At 70.8% G+C, this 20,463-nt stretch carries 22 protein-coding genes and 1 tRNA gene; 11 read left to right on the forward strand and 12 right to left on the reverse strand.

Annotation, left to right across the window (positions count from 1 at the left end; genetic code table 11):
• Nucleotides 1-286 precede the first annotated feature (286 nt).
• Together A9O63_RS13685 and A9O63_RS13690 are read left to right on the forward strand one after the other, a co-directional pair.
• Nucleotides 287-757: a GNAT family N-acetyltransferase gene (locus A9O63_RS13685; protein WP_069332436.1), complete on the forward strand. Its 471-nt coding sequence runs from the start codon at nt 287-289 to the stop codon at nt 755-757.
• Between the two features lie 43 nt (nt 758-800).
• Nucleotides 801-877: transfer RNA gene (locus A9O63_RS13690), tRNA-Arg, on the forward strand.
• A 33-nt stretch (nt 878-910) separates the two neighbouring features.
• Here the strand turns inward: A9O63_RS13690 and A9O63_RS13695 are convergent.
• The 3 genes from A9O63_RS13695 to A9O63_RS13705 form a co-directional block, all read right to left on the reverse strand.
• The gene (locus A9O63_RS13695; protein WP_069332437.1) at nt 911-1,273 is read right to left on the reverse strand and encodes a tyrosine-type recombinase/integrase; all 363 of its coding nucleotides are present in this window, start codon (nt 1,271-1,273) and stop codon (nt 911-913) included.
• Nucleotides 1,274-1,554: 281 nt separating this feature from the next.
• Nucleotides 1,555-1,944, reverse strand: a complete 390-nt coding sequence (locus A9O63_RS13700) for a response regulator (RefSeq protein ID WP_069332438.1) — start codon at nt 1,942-1,944, stop codon at nt 1,555-1,557.
• A gap of 11 nt (nt 1,945-1,955) precedes the next feature.
• Nucleotides 1,956-2,954, reverse strand: a complete 999-nt coding sequence (locus A9O63_RS13705; protein WP_069332439.1) for an HWE histidine kinase domain-containing protein — start codon at nt 2,952-2,954, stop codon at nt 1,956-1,958.
• Between the two features lie 644 nt (nt 2,955-3,598).
• Here A9O63_RS13705 and A9O63_RS23435 point away from each other — a divergent pair.
• A complete protein-coding gene (locus A9O63_RS23435; protein ID WP_235836990.1) occupies nt 3,599-4,330 on the forward strand; it encodes a hypothetical protein in 732 nt (243 codons plus the stop codon).
• A gap of 6 nt (nt 4,331-4,336) precedes the next feature.
• Here the strand turns inward: A9O63_RS23435 and A9O63_RS13715 are convergent, their stop codons facing one another.
• Both A9O63_RS13715 and A9O63_RS13720 read right to left on the reverse strand, forming a co-directional pair.
• On the reverse strand, nt 4,337-4,981 hold the full coding sequence (locus A9O63_RS13715; RefSeq protein WP_069332440.1) for a response regulator: 645 nt from the start codon (nt 4,979-4,981) through the stop codon (nt 4,337-4,339).
• On the reverse strand, nt 4,978-6,369 hold the full coding sequence (locus A9O63_RS13720) for a sensor histidine kinase (RefSeq protein ID WP_069332441.1): 1,392 nt from the start codon (nt 6,367-6,369) through the stop codon (nt 4,978-4,980). Before A9O63_RS13720 ends, A9O63_RS13715 begins: the two co-directional genes overlap by 4 nt.
• A 412-nt stretch (nt 6,370-6,781) precedes the next feature.
• On the opposite strand from A9O63_RS13720, the gene A9O63_RS13725 reads away from it, so the two are divergent.
• On the forward strand, nt 6,782-7,852 hold the full coding sequence (locus tag A9O63_RS13725; protein WP_069332442.1) for a sensor histidine kinase: 1,071 nt from the start codon (nt 6,782-6,784) through the stop codon (nt 7,850-7,852).
• Between the two features lie 167 nt (nt 7,853-8,019).
• Here the strand turns inward: A9O63_RS13725 and A9O63_RS13730 are convergent, their stop codons facing one another.
• The gene (locus A9O63_RS13730; RefSeq protein ID WP_069332443.1) at nt 8,020-8,799 is read right to left on the reverse strand and encodes an SDR family oxidoreductase; all 780 of its coding nucleotides are present in this window, start codon (nt 8,797-8,799) and stop codon (nt 8,020-8,022) included.
• Complete coding sequence (locus A9O63_RS13735) at nt 8,796-9,119, reverse strand: nuclear transport factor 2 family protein (protein ID WP_069332444.1); 324 nt, start codon at nt 9,117-9,119, stop codon at nt 8,796-8,798. Before A9O63_RS13735 ends, A9O63_RS13730 begins: the two co-directional genes overlap by 4 nt.
• 97 nt (nt 9,120-9,216) lie before the next feature.
• Between A9O63_RS13735 and A9O63_RS13740 the strand changes: the two genes are divergently transcribed.
• From A9O63_RS13740 to A9O63_RS13750, 3 genes are all read left to right on the forward strand, one after another.
• Nucleotides 9,217-10,107, forward strand: a complete 891-nt coding sequence (locus tag A9O63_RS13740; protein ID WP_069332445.1) for a LysR substrate-binding domain-containing protein — start codon at nt 9,217-9,219, stop codon at nt 10,105-10,107.
• Nucleotides 10,108-10,381: 274 nt separating this feature from the next.
• Nucleotides 10,382-10,849, forward strand: a complete 468-nt coding sequence (locus A9O63_RS13745; protein ID WP_205631850.1) for a hypothetical protein — start codon at nt 10,382-10,384, stop codon at nt 10,847-10,849.
• A gap of 27 nt (nt 10,850-10,876) precedes the next feature.
• On the forward strand, nt 10,877-11,863 hold the full coding sequence (locus A9O63_RS13750; RefSeq protein ID WP_069332447.1) for an SH3 domain-containing protein: 987 nt from the start codon (nt 10,877-10,879) through the stop codon (nt 11,861-11,863).
• A gap of 302 nt (nt 11,864-12,165) precedes the next feature.
• On the opposite strand, the gene A9O63_RS13755 is transcribed toward A9O63_RS13750, so the two are convergent.
• Nucleotides 12,166-12,372, reverse strand: a complete 207-nt coding sequence (locus tag A9O63_RS13755; RefSeq protein ID WP_002719178.1) for a cold-shock protein — start codon at nt 12,370-12,372, stop codon at nt 12,166-12,168.
• 809 nt (nt 12,373-13,181) lie between these two features.
• Here A9O63_RS13755 and A9O63_RS13760 point away from each other — a divergent pair.
• The gene (locus A9O63_RS13760; RefSeq protein WP_069332448.1) at nt 13,182-13,634 is read left to right on the forward strand and encodes a SpoIIAA family protein; all 453 of its coding nucleotides are present in this window, start codon (nt 13,182-13,184) and stop codon (nt 13,632-13,634) included.
• Nucleotides 13,635-13,869: 235 nt separating this feature from the next.
• Nucleotides 13,870-14,181, forward strand: coding sequence for a hypothetical protein (locus A9O63_RS13765; protein WP_069332449.1), 312 nt, complete (start codon nt 13,870-13,872; stop codon nt 14,179-14,181).
• 208 nt (nt 14,182-14,389) lie between these two features.
• Here A9O63_RS13765 and A9O63_RS13770 read toward each other — a convergent pair whose 3' ends face one another.
• The 4 genes from A9O63_RS13770 to meaB form a co-directional block, all read right to left on the reverse strand.
• Nucleotides 14,390-14,872 (reverse strand): copper chaperone PCu(A)C, encoded by a 483-nt coding sequence (locus A9O63_RS13770; protein ID WP_069332450.1) that lies wholly within the window; start codon nt 14,870-14,872, stop codon nt 14,390-14,392.
• A 29-nt stretch (nt 14,873-14,901) separates the two neighbouring features.
• The gene (locus A9O63_RS13775; RefSeq protein WP_069332451.1) at nt 14,902-15,261 is read right to left on the reverse strand and encodes a hypothetical protein; all 360 of its coding nucleotides are present in this window, start codon (nt 15,259-15,261) and stop codon (nt 14,902-14,904) included.
• A 171-nt stretch (nt 15,262-15,432) separates the two neighbouring features.
• Nucleotides 15,433-15,723, reverse strand: a complete 291-nt coding sequence (gene rpmB, locus A9O63_RS13780) for a 50S ribosomal protein L28 (protein ID WP_069332452.1) — start codon at nt 15,721-15,723, stop codon at nt 15,433-15,435.
• Between the two features lie 212 nt (nt 15,724-15,935).
• Nucleotides 15,936-16,907: a methylmalonyl Co-A mutase-associated GTPase MeaB gene (meaB, locus tag A9O63_RS13785; RefSeq protein ID WP_069332453.1), complete on the reverse strand. Its 972-nt coding sequence runs from the start codon at nt 16,905-16,907 to the stop codon at nt 15,936-15,938.
• A gap of 135 nt (nt 16,908-17,042) precedes the next feature.
• Between meaB and A9O63_RS13790 the strand changes: the two genes are divergently transcribed.
• Together A9O63_RS13790 and hrpB are read left to right on the forward strand one after the other, a co-directional pair.
• On the forward strand, nt 17,043-17,756 hold the full coding sequence (locus tag A9O63_RS13790) for a DUF3108 domain-containing protein (protein ID WP_069332454.1): 714 nt from the start codon (nt 17,043-17,045) through the stop codon (nt 17,754-17,756).
• 45 nt (nt 17,757-17,801) lie between these two features.
• The gene (hrpB, locus tag A9O63_RS13795; protein ID WP_069332455.1) at nt 17,802-20,228 is read left to right on the forward strand and encodes an ATP-dependent helicase HrpB; all 2,427 of its coding nucleotides are present in this window, start codon (nt 17,802-17,804) and stop codon (nt 20,226-20,228) included.
• Nucleotides 20,229-20,463 lie beyond the last annotated feature (235 nt).

Genomic DNA, 20,463 nt, shown 5'->3' on the forward strand with positions numbered 1-20,463 from the left:
GCCCCGCGCCGGGCCGCGCGGCCCTGCCCGATGGGCGGCCGCGCAGCACTCCGCGCCCCTTGAAGGCATCCGGCGCCGCGGGCGGACGGCGAGGCCCCATCCGCATGACCGGCCCCGGGTCGCCGGAAGACCGCGCCCCACCCCGGTTTCCTCCACCGCCACGGACGACCGGCACTTCGCCCTGCAGGGACAGGGGCCGTCGGACGAGGCGCAGGCGCGCCCCTTCTCCCCTTGGTCCCGCGCCGCATCCGTGGCATCGGAGAGGTTCGCAAACCGCAGGTTCTTCATGCCGTCCGCCGACATCGACATCCGCCGCGACGATCCCACTGATCCGACCTTCCAGCCGATCTTCGTGCGCCATTTGACCCTCATGCGCGAGACCTCGCCGCCCGAGAGCGTTCATGCGCTCGCCCCCGCCGACCTCGCGGTCCCCGGCGTCTTCTTCTACGGGATGCGCGTCGGGGGCGCCCTCGTCGGCATGGGCGCCTTCAAGGCCATCGACGCCGCGCACTGCGAGATCAAGTCGATGCATGTCCTGTCCGAGGCGCGGGGACAGGGCCTTGCCCGGCGCCTCCTCGAGCATCTGCTGGCCGAAGCCCGCGCGGCAGGCTTTCTCCGCATGAGTCTCGAGACCGGCGTCGAGCCGCCCTTCGCCCCCGCGCGTCTCCTCTACGAGCGGGCGGGCTTTGAGATCTGCGGCCCGTTCGAGGGCTACTGGAACGATCCGAACAGCGTCTTCATGACCCGCAGCCTCTGACCCCTTGCGCCCCTTCTCCGACTGACGCAAAAGAACGGGACGCGGGCTCATAGCTCAACTGGATAGAGCAGCCGACTTCTAATCGGCAGGTTGAGGGTTCGAGTCCTTCTGGGCCCGCCATGTGCCACGCAAGTGGCTGACACTCCCCGATGTTTACGCTCCCGCAGGGTCGCGTTTTACAGGATGCCCTTCGGAGATCACCCGGCGGCGGTCGGCCCGGCGTGTGTATTCCTGCACCTCGAGCAGAGTCGTGTGCCCCACCCAAGACTGCATGACGAGCACCGAGGCGCCATGTTCGGCCAGAGCATTCATGCGGTATTTGCGCAATCCGTGGGCGGTCTGGCCTTCGAGCCCCGCCTCCCGCGCGGTGGCCGAGGCCCACTGGCTGACGCCCTTCTGCATCCTGGACTTGCCGTAGTCCGTCAGAATGTAGACCAGCGATCCGACTGGCAGGCAGCGCATCAGATCCGCGCGCTGCCCGGTCCCCTTCTTCTCCGCTGTCGCACTTGCAGCCATCGTCGTGTTCTGGCCCTGATAATCAATGAGCCTGGACCCTATCGATGGATGCTTTTCAGCATGCCTCGGACGATGACTCCATGCGCGGGCCGCACCGGCAGGATGCCCGGGACGACCAATGTTCGCATCAGATGAACCGTGAACCTTCGAACTGTTCAGACGGAAGATGCGTAGTTTGCCTTTCGCGCACCGAAGCGTGATGCCCTCCCCTTACAGGGCGAGTCCCTTGGGTTGCAAGGGACCGGGGTCGGGCAGAGGCTTCTCTGCGCCGGCCCCCTCGATCATGCGCCGCAAGTCCGGCTCAGGGCCTCGATCAGCATGCGCGGTTGGACGGGCTTCCCGATCACCGTGACATCGGTCAGGCTCTCGCCGCCCGCAAAGTCGAAGGTCCTGTAGGCCGACGTGACGATGAACGGGATCTCGAGCGCGCGCAGCTTCTCGGCCACGGGGATCGAGGATTGCCCCCGCAGGTTCAGATCGAGCGACACCACGTCCGGGCGCGTCTCGTCCAGGATCCTCAGCGCGTCATCGACCGTGCCGACCGGCCCGAGGACGGTGCAGCCCACATCCTCCAGCATCAACTGCAGGTCGATGGCGATCAGGAATTCATCCTCGACGACGAGGACGCGCAAGCCCTGCGTCTGACGAGGCCCGGCCGGCTCGGTCAGCATGGTCCACTCCGTCAGGAGGTCTGGCTCGGAAAGCTCAACTTGGCCACGAAACCGTCAGGCTCATAGGATAGTTCCGCATGCCCGCGCAGTTCGAACTCGGTCGTGAACCTGATCAGACGGGTGCCGAAGCCGGTTCGGGAGGGTGCCGCTGCCCTGGGCCCGCCACGTTCCTGCCAGCGCAGATGCACTTTCGTCGGGCCGACCTCGTCCGAGACGACCTTCCAGTCCAGCGCCACGGTGCCACTCGCTGTGGACAGGGCTCCGTGCTTTGCGGCATTCGTCGCCATCTCGTGAAGGATGAGGCCCAGCGAGGTGGCCTGCGACGAAGAGAGCCGGACGACGGGCCCTTCCGCGATGGCGACAGCCGGAGCCGCCTCGAGATAAGGCTCCATCACGGCTGCGGCCAGATCCCGCAGCTGCGGCGTCTGCTTGTGCGACGCCACTTCGAGCGATCTCGCCAGAGCATCGAAACGTCCGAGCAGCGCCGTGCGATACTCGCCGGCAGTTCTGCCTTCGACGGAGGTCTGTCGGGTCAGGGCCTGCGTCACCGACATCAGGTTCTTGATCCGGTGATCGAGCTCGTTGATCTGGAAGTCCCGGGCGGCCTCCATCTGCCGCCGGACCGTCGCATCCACGATCGAGAGGAGGAGCACGCGCTGCCCATCGTCCGGGTGGACCAGACGCTGCGCGCTGACCAGCAGGGTTCGCGAACCTACGTTCGGAAATTCGGTCTTCATTTCGTAATCCGCGACGGACGCGCTCTTCGGGATCACGTTCTCGAGCAGCAGGCGCAGCTCGGCGACGTTCCACTGGCCGTTGCCGAGCTCGTAGAGCGGGCGGCCGATGGTGCTGTCCCGGTCGGTCGCGAAGGTCCGGTAGAAGGCCGGGTTCGCGCTGATGACGGTCAGATCGCCTGAAAGGACAAGCAGCGGATCCCGGATGGTATCGACGATGTCCTGAGCCTGCACATGCGACACACGCAGAAGGCGATATAGATCATCGAGGTCCATGGGGGGTCCTTGTCAATCGATCTGCTTTAATATTCGGAGCCATCATCGCAGGCGCATGGTGATCTTGTGGCACTCCCCGATGCGCGCATCAAGCAGCACCAATGCAGGACCGCGGGGCTGTGACCCCGAATGGCATGGGATCCGGCGCTCTGGAACCGGCGGCTTCGGCGGCGAGAGCGATTGCGGCCGCGGGATCGTCGACCGGGCGCGTTTCGCGCGGATGGCCGATGCTGGCGGAGCTGACGGGTCTTCAGCCCGCATCACATGTCCCGGATCCGGGCGCTCTTCGGACGGTTCCAGCTCGAGCCGGTGCGGCTGAACTCCTCGATCTTCAGGGAGCACGGAGGCGCAGGACCTCCTCGTCTCGAACCGAGAGCGGATCGCGGTGCTTCTCTGAATGCCCATTCTCTCGCCCCCGCCCTGCCCCGCCTGAGGCAGGCCCATCAAACTCGGCCTTGAGCGCAACCGGCTCCGTTGGGGCTGCATGCCTTGTGGGAAAACTGCCTGCCGGGCAGGGGAGTTTTCCGGTCTTCAAGGTCGTCGGACTTCTTCGGGAGGCGGCCCCGACTTTCGTCCGGTCCTCGAAAGCCGGTTTCCTGCTTTTGTCGATCCAATGGAGCGCCAGTCAAAACAGGAGACCGACGATGAGAACCCGCAACCTGCTCAAGACGACAGCCTTGGTCACGCTCTCCGGCGTGATGACCCTCGCACCGTGGAGTGTCAGCTTCGATGCCAGCCGAGGGTTCGTCTCGGTGCATGACGCCGTCGCGCAGGCGAAGGGCGGCGATGACCGTGGCGGGGACGACCGCGGTGGGGACGACCGCGGGGGAGACGACCGCGGTGGCGATGACCGCGGCGGGGACGATCGCGGCGGAGGCCGCCACGGGGGCGACGACCGGGACAAGGACCGGGACGAGGATGACCGGTCGAGGGGTCGCGGACGGTCGGGGGCGGACGACATCGATGGCCCGCGGGCGCGGTCCAAGGACGATGCGCACGAGGCGACGCTGCGGGACGGCTCGCGGATCGAGATCGAGAACGGCCGCTTCGAGATGAAGAACCCGGCCGGTCGCACCATCGTCGAGCGCCCGGCCACGCCGGCCGATGTCCGGCTTCTGGAGCGGGCCCGGCAAGGGGCCACCCTCGCCTCGGCACGCAAGCCGCAAGCAGCCCCTGCCCGCCGGGGCGCCGGCGGCGGCGGTGTCGTGGCCAAGCTGGAGATCAGCGGCCGCAACATCGAGGTCACCTATTCCGACGGCTGGAAGGAGGAGATCGAGAACGGTCGCTACGAGCTGAAGGACGACCTGAACCGCACCGTCATCGAGCGCCCCGCGCGGCGGGCCGACCGCGAGCGGCTGATGACAGCCGCAAGATGAGCGGGCTCAGGACCCTCCCCAGTGCCGATGCGCGATCAGCGCGGCCTCGGTGCGGTTCCTGACCTGCAGCTTCTGCAGGATCGCCGTCATGTAGTGCTTCACCGTCTTCTCCTGGAGGTCGAGCGCCAGCGCGACCTCCTTGTTGCTGCGCCCCTCCGCCACGAGCCGCAGGATGTCCTCCTCGCGTGCGGTCAGCTGGTCGATGGGCGCGGCTGCCCCCTGCGCCCGCGGCGACTTCAGCCGTGTGAGCACCTTGGCCGCCAGCGTGGGGGCCACATAGGTGCGGCCGGCGACCAGATCTTCCAGAACCGAGATCAGCTCGCGCGAGCCGATGCCCTTCAGCAGATAGCCCGCCGCCCCGGCCGCCAGCGCCTCGATCACCCGGTCGTCGTCCTCGGAGACCGTCAGCATCGCGATCAGCGGCGCAGGCTGGCGCGACCCGATCTCGCGCAGGGCCATCATGCCGCCGTCCGGCATGGAGAGGTCCAGAACCACCAGATCGGGGGCGAGCCGATCCGCAAGCTCCACCGCCTCGCGCCCCGAGGCCGCTTCGCCCACGACGTCGAAACTTCCGCTTTCCTGCAGGGTTCGCACGACGCCCGCGCGGAACAGCGGGTGATCGTCGGCCAGCAGGACGCGCTTTCGTGTCATCTCTCTCCCCCGGTCCATAGGGTCATGCCGATCTCGGCGCCACCCGTTGCAGAAATCCCCGTCTCGAAGCGGCCCCCGAGGCTCTCGATGCGATCCCTGAGGCCGCTCAGTCCGAGGCCGAAGGCCGGTCCTCCCGCGCCGAAGCCGCTGCCGCTGTCCGCCACGCGCAACTCGATGCGGGTCGCATCGCCGGTGATCGAGACGCGCAGGCCCGCGCCCCCGCCGTGGCGGCTGGCATTGTTCAGCCCTTCCTGAACGAAGCGGTAGATGCAGATGCGGGTGGCAGGCGTGATGCCCGCCTCCGGGACCGGCTCGATCCGCTCGTCCACGGCCTCGCCGGTCCGGTCGCGGTGCGCGGCGATCGCCATGCGGGCCACTTCGGCGGGAGGCTTCTCGGCGATGTCGGGCAAGGTCAGGCCACGCGAGATCCCCCGCACCTCCTCCATCGCCATCGCCAGCGCATCCCGCACGCTGTCCAGCTCGCGCCGGGCGGCGTCGCCCGCCTGCGCCTCGCGAAGATCGTCGAGCCGGAGCGCCGCGAAGGCGAGATACTGCGCAGGCCCGTCGTGCAGGTCGGCCCCGATCCGGCGCAGGGCATGTTCCGCGGTCGCCGTGGCCCGTCCCGCAGCCTCCTCGATGCGCAATCGCAGGTCGCGGTTGTGGTGGGACAGGCCGCGCAGCTCCCGAAGCCGGGCGTCAAGGTCGCGCTTCTGCGCCTCGATGGTCCGGCTGCCGCCCAGCACGATGAGGTAGAGCGCCGCCCCGAGGCAGGCGCCGACCACGATGACCGCCAGCCAGGCCGTCCGGCGCGAGGCGGCGAGATCGTCGGCGAGCTGCTGGTTGATCTCGTAGAACTCGGCCACCGCGATGATCTCGCCCGACCAGGCCTCCCGGATCGGGCTGTAGATCTCGAGCAGCGGCAGGCCCATCGCCGCCTCGCCCCGGTCTTCGGCGTCGCCCAGACGCTCGAACTCCGCCGTGACCCTGCCGGCCCAGGCGCCGCGCAGTCCCTCGGTCGGGGGGAAGGTGCGGCCGATCAGGGTCGCGTCCGAGGCCTCGACCACCAGTCCGCCGGGCTTCCAGATCTTGTAGGAGACGACGCGCTTGCCGAGCGGCGTGTTGGTGAAGATTTCCTCCAGCGCCCGCCGGGCATTGTCCGACAGGTGCTTGCTGCCGGCCAGTTGCTGGCTGATCGGAGAGATGAAGCTCTCCATGTAGAGAGCGGTCGAGGTCGCGGTGTTCCTGACCACGCTCGCCTCGATGCGCGCGCTGACGAAGAGGCCGACCAGAAGCGACGCCACGGCCAGCACCACGCCCCCCGCGAGGCCGAAGCGCGCGGCGAGGGACAGGTGCCGCCAGCGGCGGGCGATGGCTCGGGCGTAGGTCATGGCATCTTATCGCAGAGGCCGCCGGCCCGGCCTACGGGCTTTCGTCCGGGGGTCTGTCCATCCGTCGCCGCTGCCGCGACACCGATGGGCGGAAGAGCACGAAGCCACCGCGGGAAACGCAAAAGCTGGCTGGACCTTGATCGGACAGAGGGTCAAGGCTTGACACCAGCTTCAGCAGCTGCGGCACTCCCGGACAGGGGTGAAGCCGGGTGATCGGCCCCCCGTGCGAGGCAGGCCGGCTCTCCGGCCTCCGGGTCGGCCGTCGTCGCTGTGCGGCGCCGGGCATGTCGGGCAGATGCGGGCTGACCGCGGGTGCGGTGCGAGAGGCTGATTTTCATGGGCCGGGCTTCCTGTCTTGCCGCAACGCACGGCCATGGCTTACAGAAGGCGGTCAACGACAGGCGGAGACCCTATGACCGATCCGTTTGCGTTTCTGGATCTCAGCGTGCCCATGGCGAAGCGCGTCGCGGCCTTCGACTGGGCGGCGACACCTCTGGGCCCGATCCGGGACTGGCCGCCTGCCCTCAAGGTCAGCGTGGCGATGACGCTGAACTCGGGCTTCGCGCAATGTCTGTGCTGGGGGCCGGACCACATCGCGATCTTCAACGACGCGTTCGTGCCGATCCTCGGCAACAAGGGCGATTGTCTGGGCTTGCCCTTCTCGGTGATCTGGCACGAGGCATGGTCTTCCATCGGGCCCATCGCGGCGAGGGCCCTGGCGGGCAAGTCCACCTTCATCAAGGATTTCCCGCTGTCGGTCCTGCGCAATGACCGCGGGATGGAGAAGGCCTTCTTCACCTTCTCCTACAGTCCCGTCGCGGACGAGGCGGGCGTGATCCGCGGCTTCATCGACACGGTGGTGGAAACGACCGATCGCGTCCGGTTCGAGCGCCGCGCCGCCATCAGCAACCGCGAGCTCGTTCACCGGATGAAGAATTCCTACGCTCTCGTTTCCGCCGTCGTGCGGCAGAGCGCGCGCCGGGCGGCGACGGTGGAGGACCTGACCGAGAAGCTGCTCCACCGCCTTGAAGACATGGGACAGGCGCAGAATATCCTGTCCCTGCGCGGCACCTCGCGGGCCACGGTCAACGAGGTTCTGGCCCGCGTCCACCGGCGGCTCGACGACAAGGGCTGCAGGTTCCTGGCCTCCGGCCCGGAGGTTTCCCTGACCGGCAAGCAGACGTTCGCCCTGACGCTTGCCATGTTCGAGCTGGCGACCAACGCGGTGAAATACGGCGCGCTGTCCGCGGACGAAGGGCGGGTCACGGTCGAATGGTCCGAAACCCGGGACGCAGGGGCCCGCAGGTTGCATTTGTCCTGGACCGAGCGCGGCGGACCGCCTGTCACACCTCCGAGGCATCGCGGCTTTGGCAGCTTCCTCGTCAAGCAGCTTCTCGCGGCCGAGTTCGACGGCACGGTCGAGGTGAGCTACGAGCCCGCGGGCCTCCACTTCGAACTGATCGCGCCCCTGGGCGGCGCCTGACCGGCCCGGCGACCACTCCGGACGGGCCGCAGCCCTTCGCCGGCCACTGTCTGGAAGCGATAGCAGTCTTTGCCATCGCGTCTGCATCGGCCCGCCGCCCTCTCGGGGGCGACTCCGGGCCTCTTCGGCTCAGGCGGGCGGCTTCGGTCTCCATCGCGGCCCGGCCCTCACACCGTGGGCACCGTGCCCCCGTCGATCACATGTTCCGTCCCGGTGATGCTCGCCGCCCGGTCCGAGGCGAGGAAGGCGATCAGGTTCGCGATCTCGGCAGGGGCGGAGGGGCGGCCGAGGGGGATGCCGCCGAGCGAGGCCATGATCCTGCGCTTGCCGTCCTCGAGATCGGTGCCCGCCTCGGCGGCCAGACGCTCGGCCAGCCGGAGCGAGGCCTCGGTCGCGATCCAGCCGGGCGCCACGCGCACCACGCGCACGCCCTTCGGCGCCACCTCCTTCGACAGGCTCTTGCTGTAGGCCGACAGCGCGGCCTTGGCGGCGGCATAGCCCGTCGTCGCTTCGGGCAGCGGCAGGAGGCGCTGGATCGAGGTGACATGGACGACGACGCCCGCCCCCCGCGCCACCATGCCGGGCAACAGCGCGCGGTCGAGGCGGACGGCAGGCATCAGGTTCAGGTTCAGCTCCGCCTGCCATTCCGCCTCGCCCAGAGCGGCGAAGCCGCCGCCCGGCGCAGAGGATCCGCCGAGCATATGGACGAGGATGTCCACCCCGCCCAGTCGGTCGCGCACCGCCGCGGCCACCGTCTCGCAGCCTGCAGGCGTCGTCAGGTCGGCGGCGACGAACATCTCCTCCGGCAGGTCGCCCGGGCGGTTGCGCGCCGAGGTCAGGACCTCCGCCCCGAGCTCGCGGAAAAGCGCGAGCGTGGCGGCGCCCGCGCCCTGCGTGCCGCCGGTGATGAGGGCGCGCTTGCCCTGCAGCGTCAGGAACCCGGTCATCCGCCGATCCTCAGATCGGCGATGCGGTCGCCCGACAGGCCGAAGGTGAAGGTCAGCACCGCCGGGCTGCCGGGGAAATCGCCGCTGACGCGCGCGCGGACCACGGTCTTGCCGCGGGCCTCGGTCACCTCCAGCGGTTCGGCGCGGTGGCGATAGGTCGCCTTGGCGGCCTTCCACCATGCCTCGATCTCGGCGGGGCCGCGATGGCTTCTCCCTTCGTCATGGACGATGGCGTCCGGCGCGAACGCCGCGGCAAAGCGCGCGCCATCCTGGGGCGCCTCTGCGGTGAAATAGGTCTCGATCGGCGCGGGAAGGGTCATGGGAAGCTCCTTTGCTGTGAGCCCCATCATAATCCTCGACGAAGAGCCCGATAATCGGGATAGATCGGCATCTGGAGATGACAGGATCGGGACAATCATGGAGAGCGGATTGAAGGGGCTCGAGGCGGTTCTGGCCATCGCGCGCAAGGGCTCGTTCCGGGCGGCGGCGCTGGATCTGGGCGTCTCGACCACCGCGCTGTCGCATACGGTCGGGCGGCTCGAGGCGAGCCTCGGCGTGCGGCTCTTCCACCGCACCACCCGCAGCGTGGCCCTCACCGAGGCCGGACGCGACTTCGTCGCCCGCATCGCCCCGGCCCTGACCGAGATCCGCGCCGCGATGGAGACGGTCCGGTCGCAGCGCGCAACGCCCTCGGGCATGCTGCGGATCAACGCCTCCGTGCAGGCCGGGCGGGCGGTGGCGCCGCTCGTGCTGGCCTTCCTGCGCCGCTACCCCGAGATGCGGGTCGATCTGGTGACCGAGGGGCGGCTGGTCGATATCGTGGCGGAGGGGTTCGATCTCGGCATCCGGCCCGCCGATCTGGTGCCGCGCGACATGATCGCGCTGCCGCTGGGCCGTCCCGTGCGCCATGCGGTGGTGGCCTCTCCCGACTGGCTGGCCCGCCATCCGGCGCCGCGCTCGCCCGCCGATCTGGATCCTGAAGAGTGCCTCCGCGTGCGCCTGCCGAACGGTGCGCTGCTGCGCTGGCCTTTCGAGAAGGACGGGGTGTCGCTGCCCTTCGAGGCCAGGGGCCGCCTGACGGTGGACGAGGCCGCCATCGCCCGTGCCGCCGTGCTGGACGGGGCGGGGATCGGATATGTCATCGAAGCGGATGTGGCCGAGGACATCGCCGCCGGCCGCATGATCCGCCTGCTGGAGGAGTGGACGCCCGACCGTCCCGGCTTCAGCCTCTATTACTCCGGCCGCCGCAACCCCTCGGCCGGCTTCACCGCCTTCCTCGCCCTCGTCCGCGAGAGGGAGGGGACATGAGGCGGGAAGCAGCCACCGACGCGAATCTTTCGGAGACGGGCCTCCGGGATCGGAAGAGGCCCTGTCTGTCCCGGGGCCGGATGCCGGCCGCGCCGATTTCGCCTTGTGGATAGTGCCCCCCCGGAGGGTTTGGCTAGGATGTCCGGGGCGAACATCCGTCTTCGGCCTCGGCCGGAACGCTCCGCAGGGGGAGGCTGTGACGATGAGGCGTCATCGACTGGCAGTTGCTGCCGCCGCGCTTTGCTTTCAGACCGGCGCGCCGGCGCAGGCAGAGATGAGCGACAAGGACGCGGCCGTGGCGGCGCTGGCCCTGCTTGGCGTGGCCGCGCTCGCCCACAACAGGCACCATTGCCGCGAGGGCTATGCCCCGCAGGGCGGCGACCGGATGGCCGAGTTCGAGCGCGGCTATCGCGACGGTGTCCACGGCCATGCCTACACCAGCCACGGCAGCACCGTGGATTATGCCGAGGGCTATCGGGCCGGCGACAGGGAGCGCGAGAACAGCATGGCGCATCGCAGGAACACCACGGCCGCGAGCAAGGCTCTGCCGATGGCAAACCAGGGATGTGCGAGGATCGTCGCGCAGAACTTCGCAGTCGGCACCCATCAGGTGCATATCATCCGGGCCCGGTCGCCCGCGAAGCACGAATGGCAGATCGAGGCGGCCGTGGGCCACAGCCACATGGTCTGCAGGATGCGCGACAGCGGCGAGGTGATCGAGGTGCGCGGCGGGCGCCTCTGACCCGCCTTTCCCTGTCGGAGAACCGCCATGCCCGATCCCCGCCGCCCGTCCCGACTTGCCGCAGGCATCTTCCTGTCTCTTGCCCTCGCTCAGGCGAGCCCCGCACAGCCCACCCGCACCGAGACCGTGCCGGCCCCGGCGCTCGTCGCAGGCACGATCCTGAAAGGCACCCTGCAGGGCGACGAGAGCAGGATCTATGCGGTGGACGGCGCGGCCGGGCAGACCCTGTCGGTCGATCTTCAGACCTCCAACGCCAGCCTCTCCTTCACCGTTCTGCCCGAAGGATCTCAGGAGGCGCTGTTCGATGCCTCCACCTCCGGTCCTGTGGCGGACATCCCGCTGCCCGCCCCCGGAATCTATCTGGTGCAGGTCCATCTGATGCGCAGCGCCGCCCGGCGCGCCGAGGGCGCCCGCTATGCTCTGGGGATCGGCCTCGCCGGGGCGGATCTGGCCGACGGCCTCGCTGGGGGGCCGGACTGGTGGCAGGTATCGGGGATCCGCGAGGGCGCGCTGAACGTCCGGTCAGGGCCCGATGCGCGCTACGGCGTGGTGGGCAAGGCGCAGAACGGCGAGCTGGCGCAGAACCGCGGCTGCCGGATGACCGGACCGGCCCGCTGGTGCAGCATCCGCGTCGCCGGATCGGGGCTGCAGGGGTGGGTCGCGGGACGGTATCTGATCGAAGGGGCCGCCCCTGCCGCGGCCGAGGTGCCGGAGGGCGGCCCGAAGGGCAATGGCGTGCCCTTCGATGCCGCCGGCACCGCCCGCTGTGCGCAGGCCCCGGACGCGGCGCTGGGCCCCTGCCCCTTCGGCGTCGTGCGCGAGGGTCCGGGCAGGGCCGGCGTCTGGATCGCCCTCGGCGACGGGACAGAGCGCGCCATCCTGTTCGAGGGCGGCCTCCCGGTCTCGGCCGACGCGGCCGCGCCGCTGAGCTTTTCGAAGGAGGGCGACCTGTTCACGATCACGGTCGGCGCGGAGCGCTACCAGTTTCCCGAAGCGGTGATGAACGGCGGCTGACGAAGCTCGCGCCTTCGGCTGCCGGTTCCTCGGGCGCGGGCCTCGCATCGGCACGGACCGGGGATCTGAGGCCGGCACCCGGCGGGGCAGAGCAACCCTTCGCTGCCCGAGGCCACCACCGTCCCGCACAGAGCACCTCGAAGGCCCGAGATCGCCCGGTTGCCACTGCCGGAAACCGGCGCGGTCCGGGTGGAAAGCCCTGCCGCACCCGCAGCATCGGAAGAGGTGGCTCCGACAGGCGCCTCAGAAATGAAAAACGGGCGGCCGAGCCGCCCGTTCTTGCCTTGATGTCGACCTGCCGATCAGGCGAGAGCGAGGTTCGTTGCCGATTCGCGGCCGTTGCGGTCGGTTTCGAGATCGAAGGTCACGGCCTGGCCGTCATTGAGCTGACGGATGCCGGCGCGCTCGAGGGCGCTGATGTGGACGAACACGTCCTTCGAGCCACCCGCCGGAGCGATGAAGCCGAAACCTTTGGTGGCGTTGAACCATTTCACGGTGCCATTGGCCATCGTGGTATTTCCTTATCTTGACGCCATCCGCTGTATGCGATGGCCCGGCCCAGTCTCGTCAGAGTCGCAACTGAAGCCGCAAGGAAACAGAAGGTCGAAAGAGATGCTTTGCCCCGCCTGTATGACAGAAACCGAGCGGCAAAACAACCTTTGTCGAGCGACCGGCCCCTGATCCCCTCACGGCGGCAGGCGGATGGCCGCGCATCGACCCCGTCCAGACCCTCGCGAGGGACGCTCGTCCAGCCTCTGCGGCCCGGAGGCCGGGGCTCTCTCAGGCACAGGCTCTTGCCGCGCGGGGCCCTCCCGTGGGGTGAGGGACAGAGGCGGATCGGTGCAGCCGATGTCGCACCTTCCCGCAAAGCGCAGGAGCATGTGGAGCTGTGGCCGCCTGCCATACCGGCGCCGGGCGCCGCCTGTTCGACGACGACGGACCGGCGTCTTCCACCTCGGCCGGGCTCCCGGCGGCGCCTGCCCGCACCGGGGGTCGCGGCAATGGTGGGGCCGCGAGGGGCCAGGCATCATCCTGCGACCCATGCCGCCCGACAGCCGAAAGTCAGGGCAGGTGCCCCGACTGCACCCTCCCTGCCCGGATCATCCGACGAGGGCCGCGAACCGGAAGCTCTCGGCCGCGTTCCTCTGCAGGATCACCGACGCGAGGAGCACAGGGAGGCCATGAGGACGGATCTTGCCATCGGGAGGGCGCGCGGGGCGCCGATCGTTGCGGCTTCTGGACCGGGGTGCGGTGACATCGGCTCAGGCAGGCGGGGGGCGCCACGCCATCCCGTCCTCCTCTCCGGAGGCCCGCGCTGATGCGCCCGCGGACCCTCCTCCTCGGCCTGGGCCTCTTGGGGCTCGGCGCGGTGGCGCTGGGCGCGCGGAGCCGCGGGCGGCCGGGCTGGCTCCGCCGCCTTCCGAGCCCCGCGCCGCATATCCTCGCCTTCGAGCTGGGCGGTCACGTCGGACGGCCCGAGATCCGGCGAATGGCGGAGACCGTCCTCGCGGCCTTCGACCGGTTCGAGAGCGTCGATATGCTGGTGGTGCTGCCGGAGTTCACCGGTCTCACCCCCGCCGCGGCCCTCGATCTCGAGGGGCTGAAAGCGGGCTTCCGCTCGCTCGGCAGGGTCCGCCGCTATGCCGTCGTCGAGCCTCCGAAGATCGCAGCCCTGATAATCGAGACGAGCGACTGGTTCATCCCGGTTCAGGCGCGCACCTTTCCGCTGGCGCAGAGGGCCGCCGCGGAGGAATGGGTGGCGCGCCCCTGAGCGCGTCCCGCGACGGGGGGAAGGCCCAAGCGCACGTCCTCGGGCCGTGCGGCCGCTGCGCGGCCCGAGGCGGCGGAGGCATGGCGCAGGGGGGCCGGGGGCGCTCGCGGGACCGTGATCTCTGAAGATCGCGGTGCAAGGCTCGAATCAGTTTGAAGAAATCCGCCTTTCGGGCATATTTCCCGAAGACCAAGGCGGCGGGATCAACCTGCCGGAGCAGTAAACGAGGCAGACGATGAAGAAACCGGCCCTGGCAGCGGCGGCTTTTGCCGCGCTCGTTCTTCCCACAATCGCCACCGCCGGAGGTCCGATCGAACGGGCCTGCCTGCGCTCCGACCGGCAGGCCGCCAATGTGGCGACCTGCAACTGCATCCAGCAGGTTGCGGACATGACGCTGCCCTCGGGCGACCAGCGGCGCGCGGCGAAGTTCTTCGCCAATCCCGACGAGGCGCAGGACGTGCGCTTCTCGAGCCGCAGTTCGGACACGGCCTTCTGGAAGCGCTACAAGTCGTTCGGGGAAGCGGCTCAGGCCTATTGCGGCGGCTGACGGCCGAGGGCGCGCCTCATCGCGCGCCCGGCCCGCACATCCGTGCCCTGAGGCAAGGCTCTGCGCCCATCCCGAGGAGCTGCACTTCTCGAGCCGCAGCCCGGCCGCGGCCTTCCGGAAGCCCCGCAGATCGTTCGGGGAAGCCGCTCAGGCCTGCTGCGGCGGCTGAAGGACGAGGGCGCGCGTCATCGCGCGCCCTGCCCGCATGTCAGTTGCCGTGCGTCATGCCCTTCATATGCTCGCCCATCGGCGCCTCGCGGCTCAGGTCCACCGGCGCCGTCACCTCGAGCACCTTGCCGCTCTCGAAGGTGAGCGTCAGCGCGACCTCATCGCCCTCCTTCAGCGGCTTCGCGAGGCCCATCAGCATCACATGATCGCCGCCGCGGGCGAGCGCATGGCTGCCGTGCGCGGGCACCGCGAAGCCCTCGGTCACCTCGACCATCTGCACGACCCCGTCCTGTCCGGCGAGGTGCGTGTGGAGTTCGGCCCGGGCGGCCGCGTCGGTTGCGACCGAGACGAGGCGATCATCGCTGGAACCGTGGTTCTCGATCACCATGAAGATGGCGCCCGACTGGGCGGCGGGGCTCGCAACGCGGGCATAGGCGTCGGTCACGGCAAGCTCGCTGTCGGCGAAGGCCGGCAGGGCGAGGGTCACGGCGGCGGCCGCGAGGATGGCTTGGAACGGGGTCATCTGTCTCTCCTGAATGTCTGGGATGGCGATCAGGCGGAAGAGACAGGCGGATCCCGGGCGCAGGGGACGGGAGATGCGGCCGCGATGGCGCGGATCGGGGGCGGCAGGGCCAGAGCCTCGCCCCGCCCGAGCGACAGGACGGGCAGCGCCGGGACCTGCGGAAGCGCCAGAAGGGTCAGACCTCCGAGGCAGTCCGGGCAGGGATGGAGCGGGCCCACCGGACGGCCCTGCGCATCGAGCGCGACCGCGGTCACGCCATAGCCCGTGCAGATCACCACCTGCTGCGCCCCCGCCGCGCGACCGCGCGCCTCGGCCACCGTCAGCGAGGCTGCAGCGAGACCGAGGGCGAGGAGGCAGGCCAGGAGGGAGCGCATCATGGCGCCGATCATAGGCCGCCCGGCGCCGGCCACAAGCGGCCCTCGGCGCGAAGATTGCGCCGGCGCAACCCGGGCCGCGAGGCCCGCGCTTCCGGCCGGGTCCGGGCCGCAGAGCGAGGCTTTCCGCAACGAAAAAGGCCCCGCGGGACGCGGGGCCTCGGCTCATGCGGCGAAGGCGCCGGATCAGGCCGCGGTGGCCTGGGCCTTCTCGATCTCTTTCTTGATCGCGCGGGCCTTCAGCGACAGCTCGTCGTCCTTGGCCTTGGCGAGGAACGCGTCGAGGCCGCCGCGGTGGTCGACCGTCCGCAGCGCCGCCGCCGAGATGCGCAGCTTGAAGGACTGGCCGAGCACGTCCGAGATCAGCGTGACATCGTTCAGGTTCGGCAGGAAGCGCCGACGGCTCTTGTTGTTGGCGTGGCTGACCGTGTTGCCGGTCATCGGAGCCTTACCGCTAAGTTCGCAGACGCGCGACATGGTCGAGATCCTCGTGGTTGTGCATGAAGGGCACCGCCAAAGGCAGCGCGCCGAATTCCATCGAGGCCGTTTAGGGGCAAAGCGGGGCGGCGTCAAGCGATTCAGGGGGGGAGGGAGAGTCCGCGGGCCGGGAGGCGGAGGGCGACCGCGCGGGGGCTTCGCGCCCCCGCACCCCCGCGGGATATTTGGGCCAGAATGAAGGGCCGGGGCCCTCAGAGCGTGGTCAGAAGCTCGGCCGCGGCGGCCTCGGGGGTGATCTCGCCGCGCGTCACGGCGGCGCCGAGCCGGGCCATCCGGTCGCGGGCGGGGCCGGGGCGGCTCAGGACGGCGAGGAGCCCCTCGCGCACCTCCTCCTCGAACCAGTGACGCGCCTGCTCGGCGCGGCGGCGGTCGAAATGGCCGGTCTCGCGGCGCCAGGCCACGAGCGCCTGCATCTCGGCCCAGGCATCGGCGAGACCCTGCTCCTCGAGCGCGGAGACGGGCATCGCCTTGGGGAAGCCCTCGGGATCCTGCGGCCTCCGGCGCAGGAGCCGCAGCGCGCCGGCATAGTCGGCCACGGTCCGCAGCGCGGCGGGTTTCAGATCGCCGTCGGCCTTGTTCACGAGGATGAGGTCCGCCATCTCCATGATGCCGCGCTTGACGCCCTGCAGCTCGTCGCCGCCCGCGGGCGCGAGCAGGAGCAGGAAGAGATCGCAGAGCTGGGCCACCACGGTCTCGGACTGGCCCACCCCCACCGTCTCGATCAGGATGACATCGAAGCCCGCGGCCTCGCAGAGCGCCACCGCCTCGCGCGTGCGCCGCGCGACGCCGCCCAGATGGGTCTGGGAGGGCGAGGGCCGGATGAAGGCCTGCGGGTCGCGCGAGAGCCGCTCCATCCGGGTCTTGTCGCCGAGGATCGAGCCGCCCGAGCGCGCCGAGGACGGATCGACCGCGAGCACCGCGACCTTCAGCCCCTGCCCCGTCAGCCGGAGGCCGAAGCTCTCGATGAAGGTGGATTTGCCCACGCCGGGCGTGCCCGAGAGGCCGATGCGCAGCGCCTCGCGCCCGCTCCGGGCCAGATCGGCCAGGAGCGCGAGCGCCGCCTCGCGGTGATCGGCGCGGCGGCTTTCGACCAGGGTGATGGCGCGCGCCAGGGCACGGCGGTCGCCGCTGGCGAGACGGGAGGCGAGATCGGTCATGTCCATCGGGCGCTCCGGCATGAGGGTCTGGCGATCGCGGGCGCGGTGACGCGATTGTCAGGCCCGCCCGGGGATGCGGGGCTGTTGTGCCCTCTCTTCCCGCGATATGCCAGAGGCTCGGATGCGGCAAAGGAGGGTTCGATGCGGATCGGGTTCGGGATCGCGGCGTTGATGCTGCTTCTGGCGGGGCCGGCGGCGGCCCAGTCCGACGAGGCGGTGTTCGACCTCGTGCTGCGCGGGGTGCGGGCGGGCACGCTGTCCTTTGCGGGCAGCGAGCAGGACGGGCGCTATGCGGTGAACGGGCGGCTGCAGAGCGGCGGGCTCGTGAGCCTCCTGCGCACGGTCCGCTACGATGCGCGCGCCAGCGGCCGGATCGTGCGCGGCAGGCCGCAGGCCAGCGCCTACAGCGAGACGGCCGACACCGGGCGGCGCCGGTCCGAGGTGCAGCTCGCCTGGCGGAACGGCCGGCCGGTGGTCGAACGCTACGAGCCTGCGCGCAAGCCCCGCTCCTACGATGTGGATCCGGCCGCGCAGCGCGGCACGGTCGACCCGCTGACCGCGCTCTATGCCGCGCTGCGCGACGTGGATCCGGGGCAGGAATGCCGGACCTCGCTCGAGATCTTCGACGGGCGGCGGCGGACGCAGCTCGTGCTCGGGGCGCCGCAGGCGGCCGAGGGCGGCGTCGCCTGCGCCGGCGAGTTCCGGCGGATCGCGGGCTATTCCGAAGAGGACATGGCCGAGAAATCGCGCTTCCCCTTCACGCTCCGCTATGAGCCCACCGCCGAAGGGCGCATGCGCGTGGTGCAGGTCGCCACGGACACGATCTACGGCCGGGCCACATTGCGGCGGCGCTGACCGCCCGCTCTGGCGCGCGGCCGCGCCGGGCGCCATAAGGGCCGCATGACCGAAACGCTTCCCATCGATGCCGCCCTGCCCGGGCTGATCGCGGCGCTCCGCGCGCAGCGGATGGCGGTGCTGCAGGCGCCGCCCGGCGCGGGCAAGACCACGCGCGTGCCGCTGGCGATCCTGAAGGCCGGGCTCACCGGGGGGCGCATCGTGATGCTCGAGCCACGGCGTCTGGCCGCCCGCGCGGCCGCCGAACGGATGGCCGCGACGCTGGGCGAGCCCGTGGGCCGCACGGTGGGCTACCGCATCCGGGGCGAGGCCCGCGTCTCGCGCGAGACGCGGATCGAGGTGGTGACCGAGGGCATCCTCACCCGCACCCTCCAGGACGACCCGGAGCTCACCGGCATCGGCGCGCTTCTCTTCGACGAATTCCACGAGCGCAGCCTGAATGCCGATCTGGGGCTTGCCCTCGCGCTCGAGGTGCGGAGCGCGCTGCGCGAGGATCTGCTGCTCCTGGTCATGTCCGCGACGCTCGACGCAGGCCCCGTGGCTGCGCTGATGGGCGGCGCGCCGGTCGTGACCTCCGAGGGTCGCGCCTTTCCGGTGGAGACGCGGTGGCTTTCGCGTCCCCTGCCCGGGGGCGCGCGGCTCGAGCCCGAGGTGGCGGCCCTCGTGCGGCAGGCGGTGGCCGAGACCGAGGGCGACCTGCTCGTCTTCCTGCCGGGCGAGGGCGAGATCCGCCGCGTCGAGGGGCTTCTCGGCGGCTTGGGCTGCGAGGTAGCGCCGCTCTTCGGCGCGCTCGATCTCGCGGCCCAGCGCCGGGCGCTGGAGGAGGGCCCCGGGCGGCGGATCGTGCTCGCGACCTCGATCGCCGAGACCTCGCTCACCATCCCCGGCGTGCGGGTCGTGGTCGATGCGGGCCGGGCGCGGCGGGCGCGGTTCGATCCCAGTTCCGGCATGTCGCGGCTGGTGACCGAGCGGGTGACGCGGGCCGAGGCCGACCAGCGCCGCGGCCGTGCCGGTCGGGTGGCCGAGGGCATCTGCTACCGGATGTGGACCCGCGGCGAGGAAGGCGCGCTCGCGGCCTATCCGCCGGCCGAGATCGAGGCGGCCGATCTCACCGCGCTGGCGCTCGAGCTTGCGGTCTGGGGCAGCGCCGATCTGCCCTTCCTCACGCCGCCCCATCCGGGGGTGCTGGCCGAGGCGCGCACGCTTCTCGAGGGTCTGGGCGCGCTCGAGGAGGGGCGGGTCACGGCGCACGGACAGGCGCTGGCCCGGCTGCCGCTCCATCCGCGCCTGGGCCACATGCTGACGGTGGCCGGGCCTTCGGCCGCGCCGCTCGCGGCCCTGATGGCCGACCGCGATCCGGTGAGGGGACCGCCCGACCTTGCGCTGCGTCTCGCGGCGCTGGCCGATCCGAAGCGGTTCTCGGACGAGCATCCGCATGAGGTGAACCGCCCCGCCCTCGCCCGCATCCGCGAGGAGGCCCGCAGGCTCGCCCGCGCGGTGACGACGCCCGAGGCGGGGCTCTCGGTGGGTCAGATGGCGGCCCTGGCCTATCCCGACCGCGTGGGGCTCCGGCGCAAGGGCGAAGCGCCGCGCTGGGTGCTCTCGGGCGGCAAGGGCGCCGCGATGGAGCCGGGCCAGCCGCTCGCCGGGGTCCGGCTGATCGTGGCGACCGATCTCGACGGGGATGCGCGCGAGGCGAAGGTGCGGCAGGCGGCGCCGATCCCGGAGTCCGATCTCCGCGCGCTCTTCGCGCCGCAGATCCGCTGGCGCGAGGTCTGCCACTGGTCGCGCCGCGAGGGCCGGGTGGTGGCGCGCCGGCAGGAGAGCTTCGGCGCGCTCGTGCTCGACGACCGGACCTGGCCCGAGGTGCCGCCGGAGGCGCTGGCCCTCGCCGCCGTCGAGGGGCTGCGCCAGATCGGCCTGCCCTGGAGCGCGGCCGCGCGGCGGCTCCGGGCGCGGGTGGAGCTCCTGCGGGCGGAAGGGGCCGAGATGCCCGACATGTCGGATGCGGCCCTCTTGGAAGACCCGGGCTGGCTCCTCCCCTTCCTCGGCGGCCGGCGCACCGAGGCCGATCTCCGCGCGCTCGACCTCACCGAGGCCCTGCGCGCCCGCCTCGGCTGGGAGGGGATGCAGCTCCTCGACCAGCTGGCGCCGCCGCATTTCGAGACGCCGCTCGGCCGCCGGGTGCCCATCGACTACGAGGGCGAGGCGCCGGGGATCGAGATCCGCCTGCAGGAGCTCTTCGGGGTGACGGTGCATCCGACGGTGGGGCCCAAGCGGCTGCCGCTGCGGATCACGCTCCTGTCGCCGGGCCAGCGGCCGGTGCAGGTGACGATGGACCTGCCGGGCTTCTGGTCCAGCTCCTATGCCGATGTGCGCCGCGACATGCGCGGGCGCTATCCGCGCCACCCCTGGCCCGAGGATCCGACGGTGGCCGAGCCCACGCTGCGGGCGAAGCCCCGCGGAAGCTGACCGGATCGGCGCCGGGCGGCACCTCGTCCGGGGCAGCGCCGTTCCGGCTGCGATGCTCGAAGGCAGCGCCCCGCCGCGGTCCTGGCCCGGATACGCGCAGCAGGGATCGGAGCTTCGGGGGGCGGCCGGTCGCTGACCGCAGGGATCGGCCTCGCTGGCGCCTCGCCCGCGGCAGCGCCGGTCCCGGTGTGCCCCCTGAAGGCGGCAGCCCGCTTCCGTCCTGGCCCGGGCCCGG

The sequence above is a fragment of the Cereibacter johrii genome, from assembly GCF_001720585.1.
Taxonomy (GTDB): domain Bacteria; phylum Pseudomonadota; class Alphaproteobacteria; order Rhodobacterales; family Rhodobacteraceae; genus Cereibacter_A; species Cereibacter_A johrii.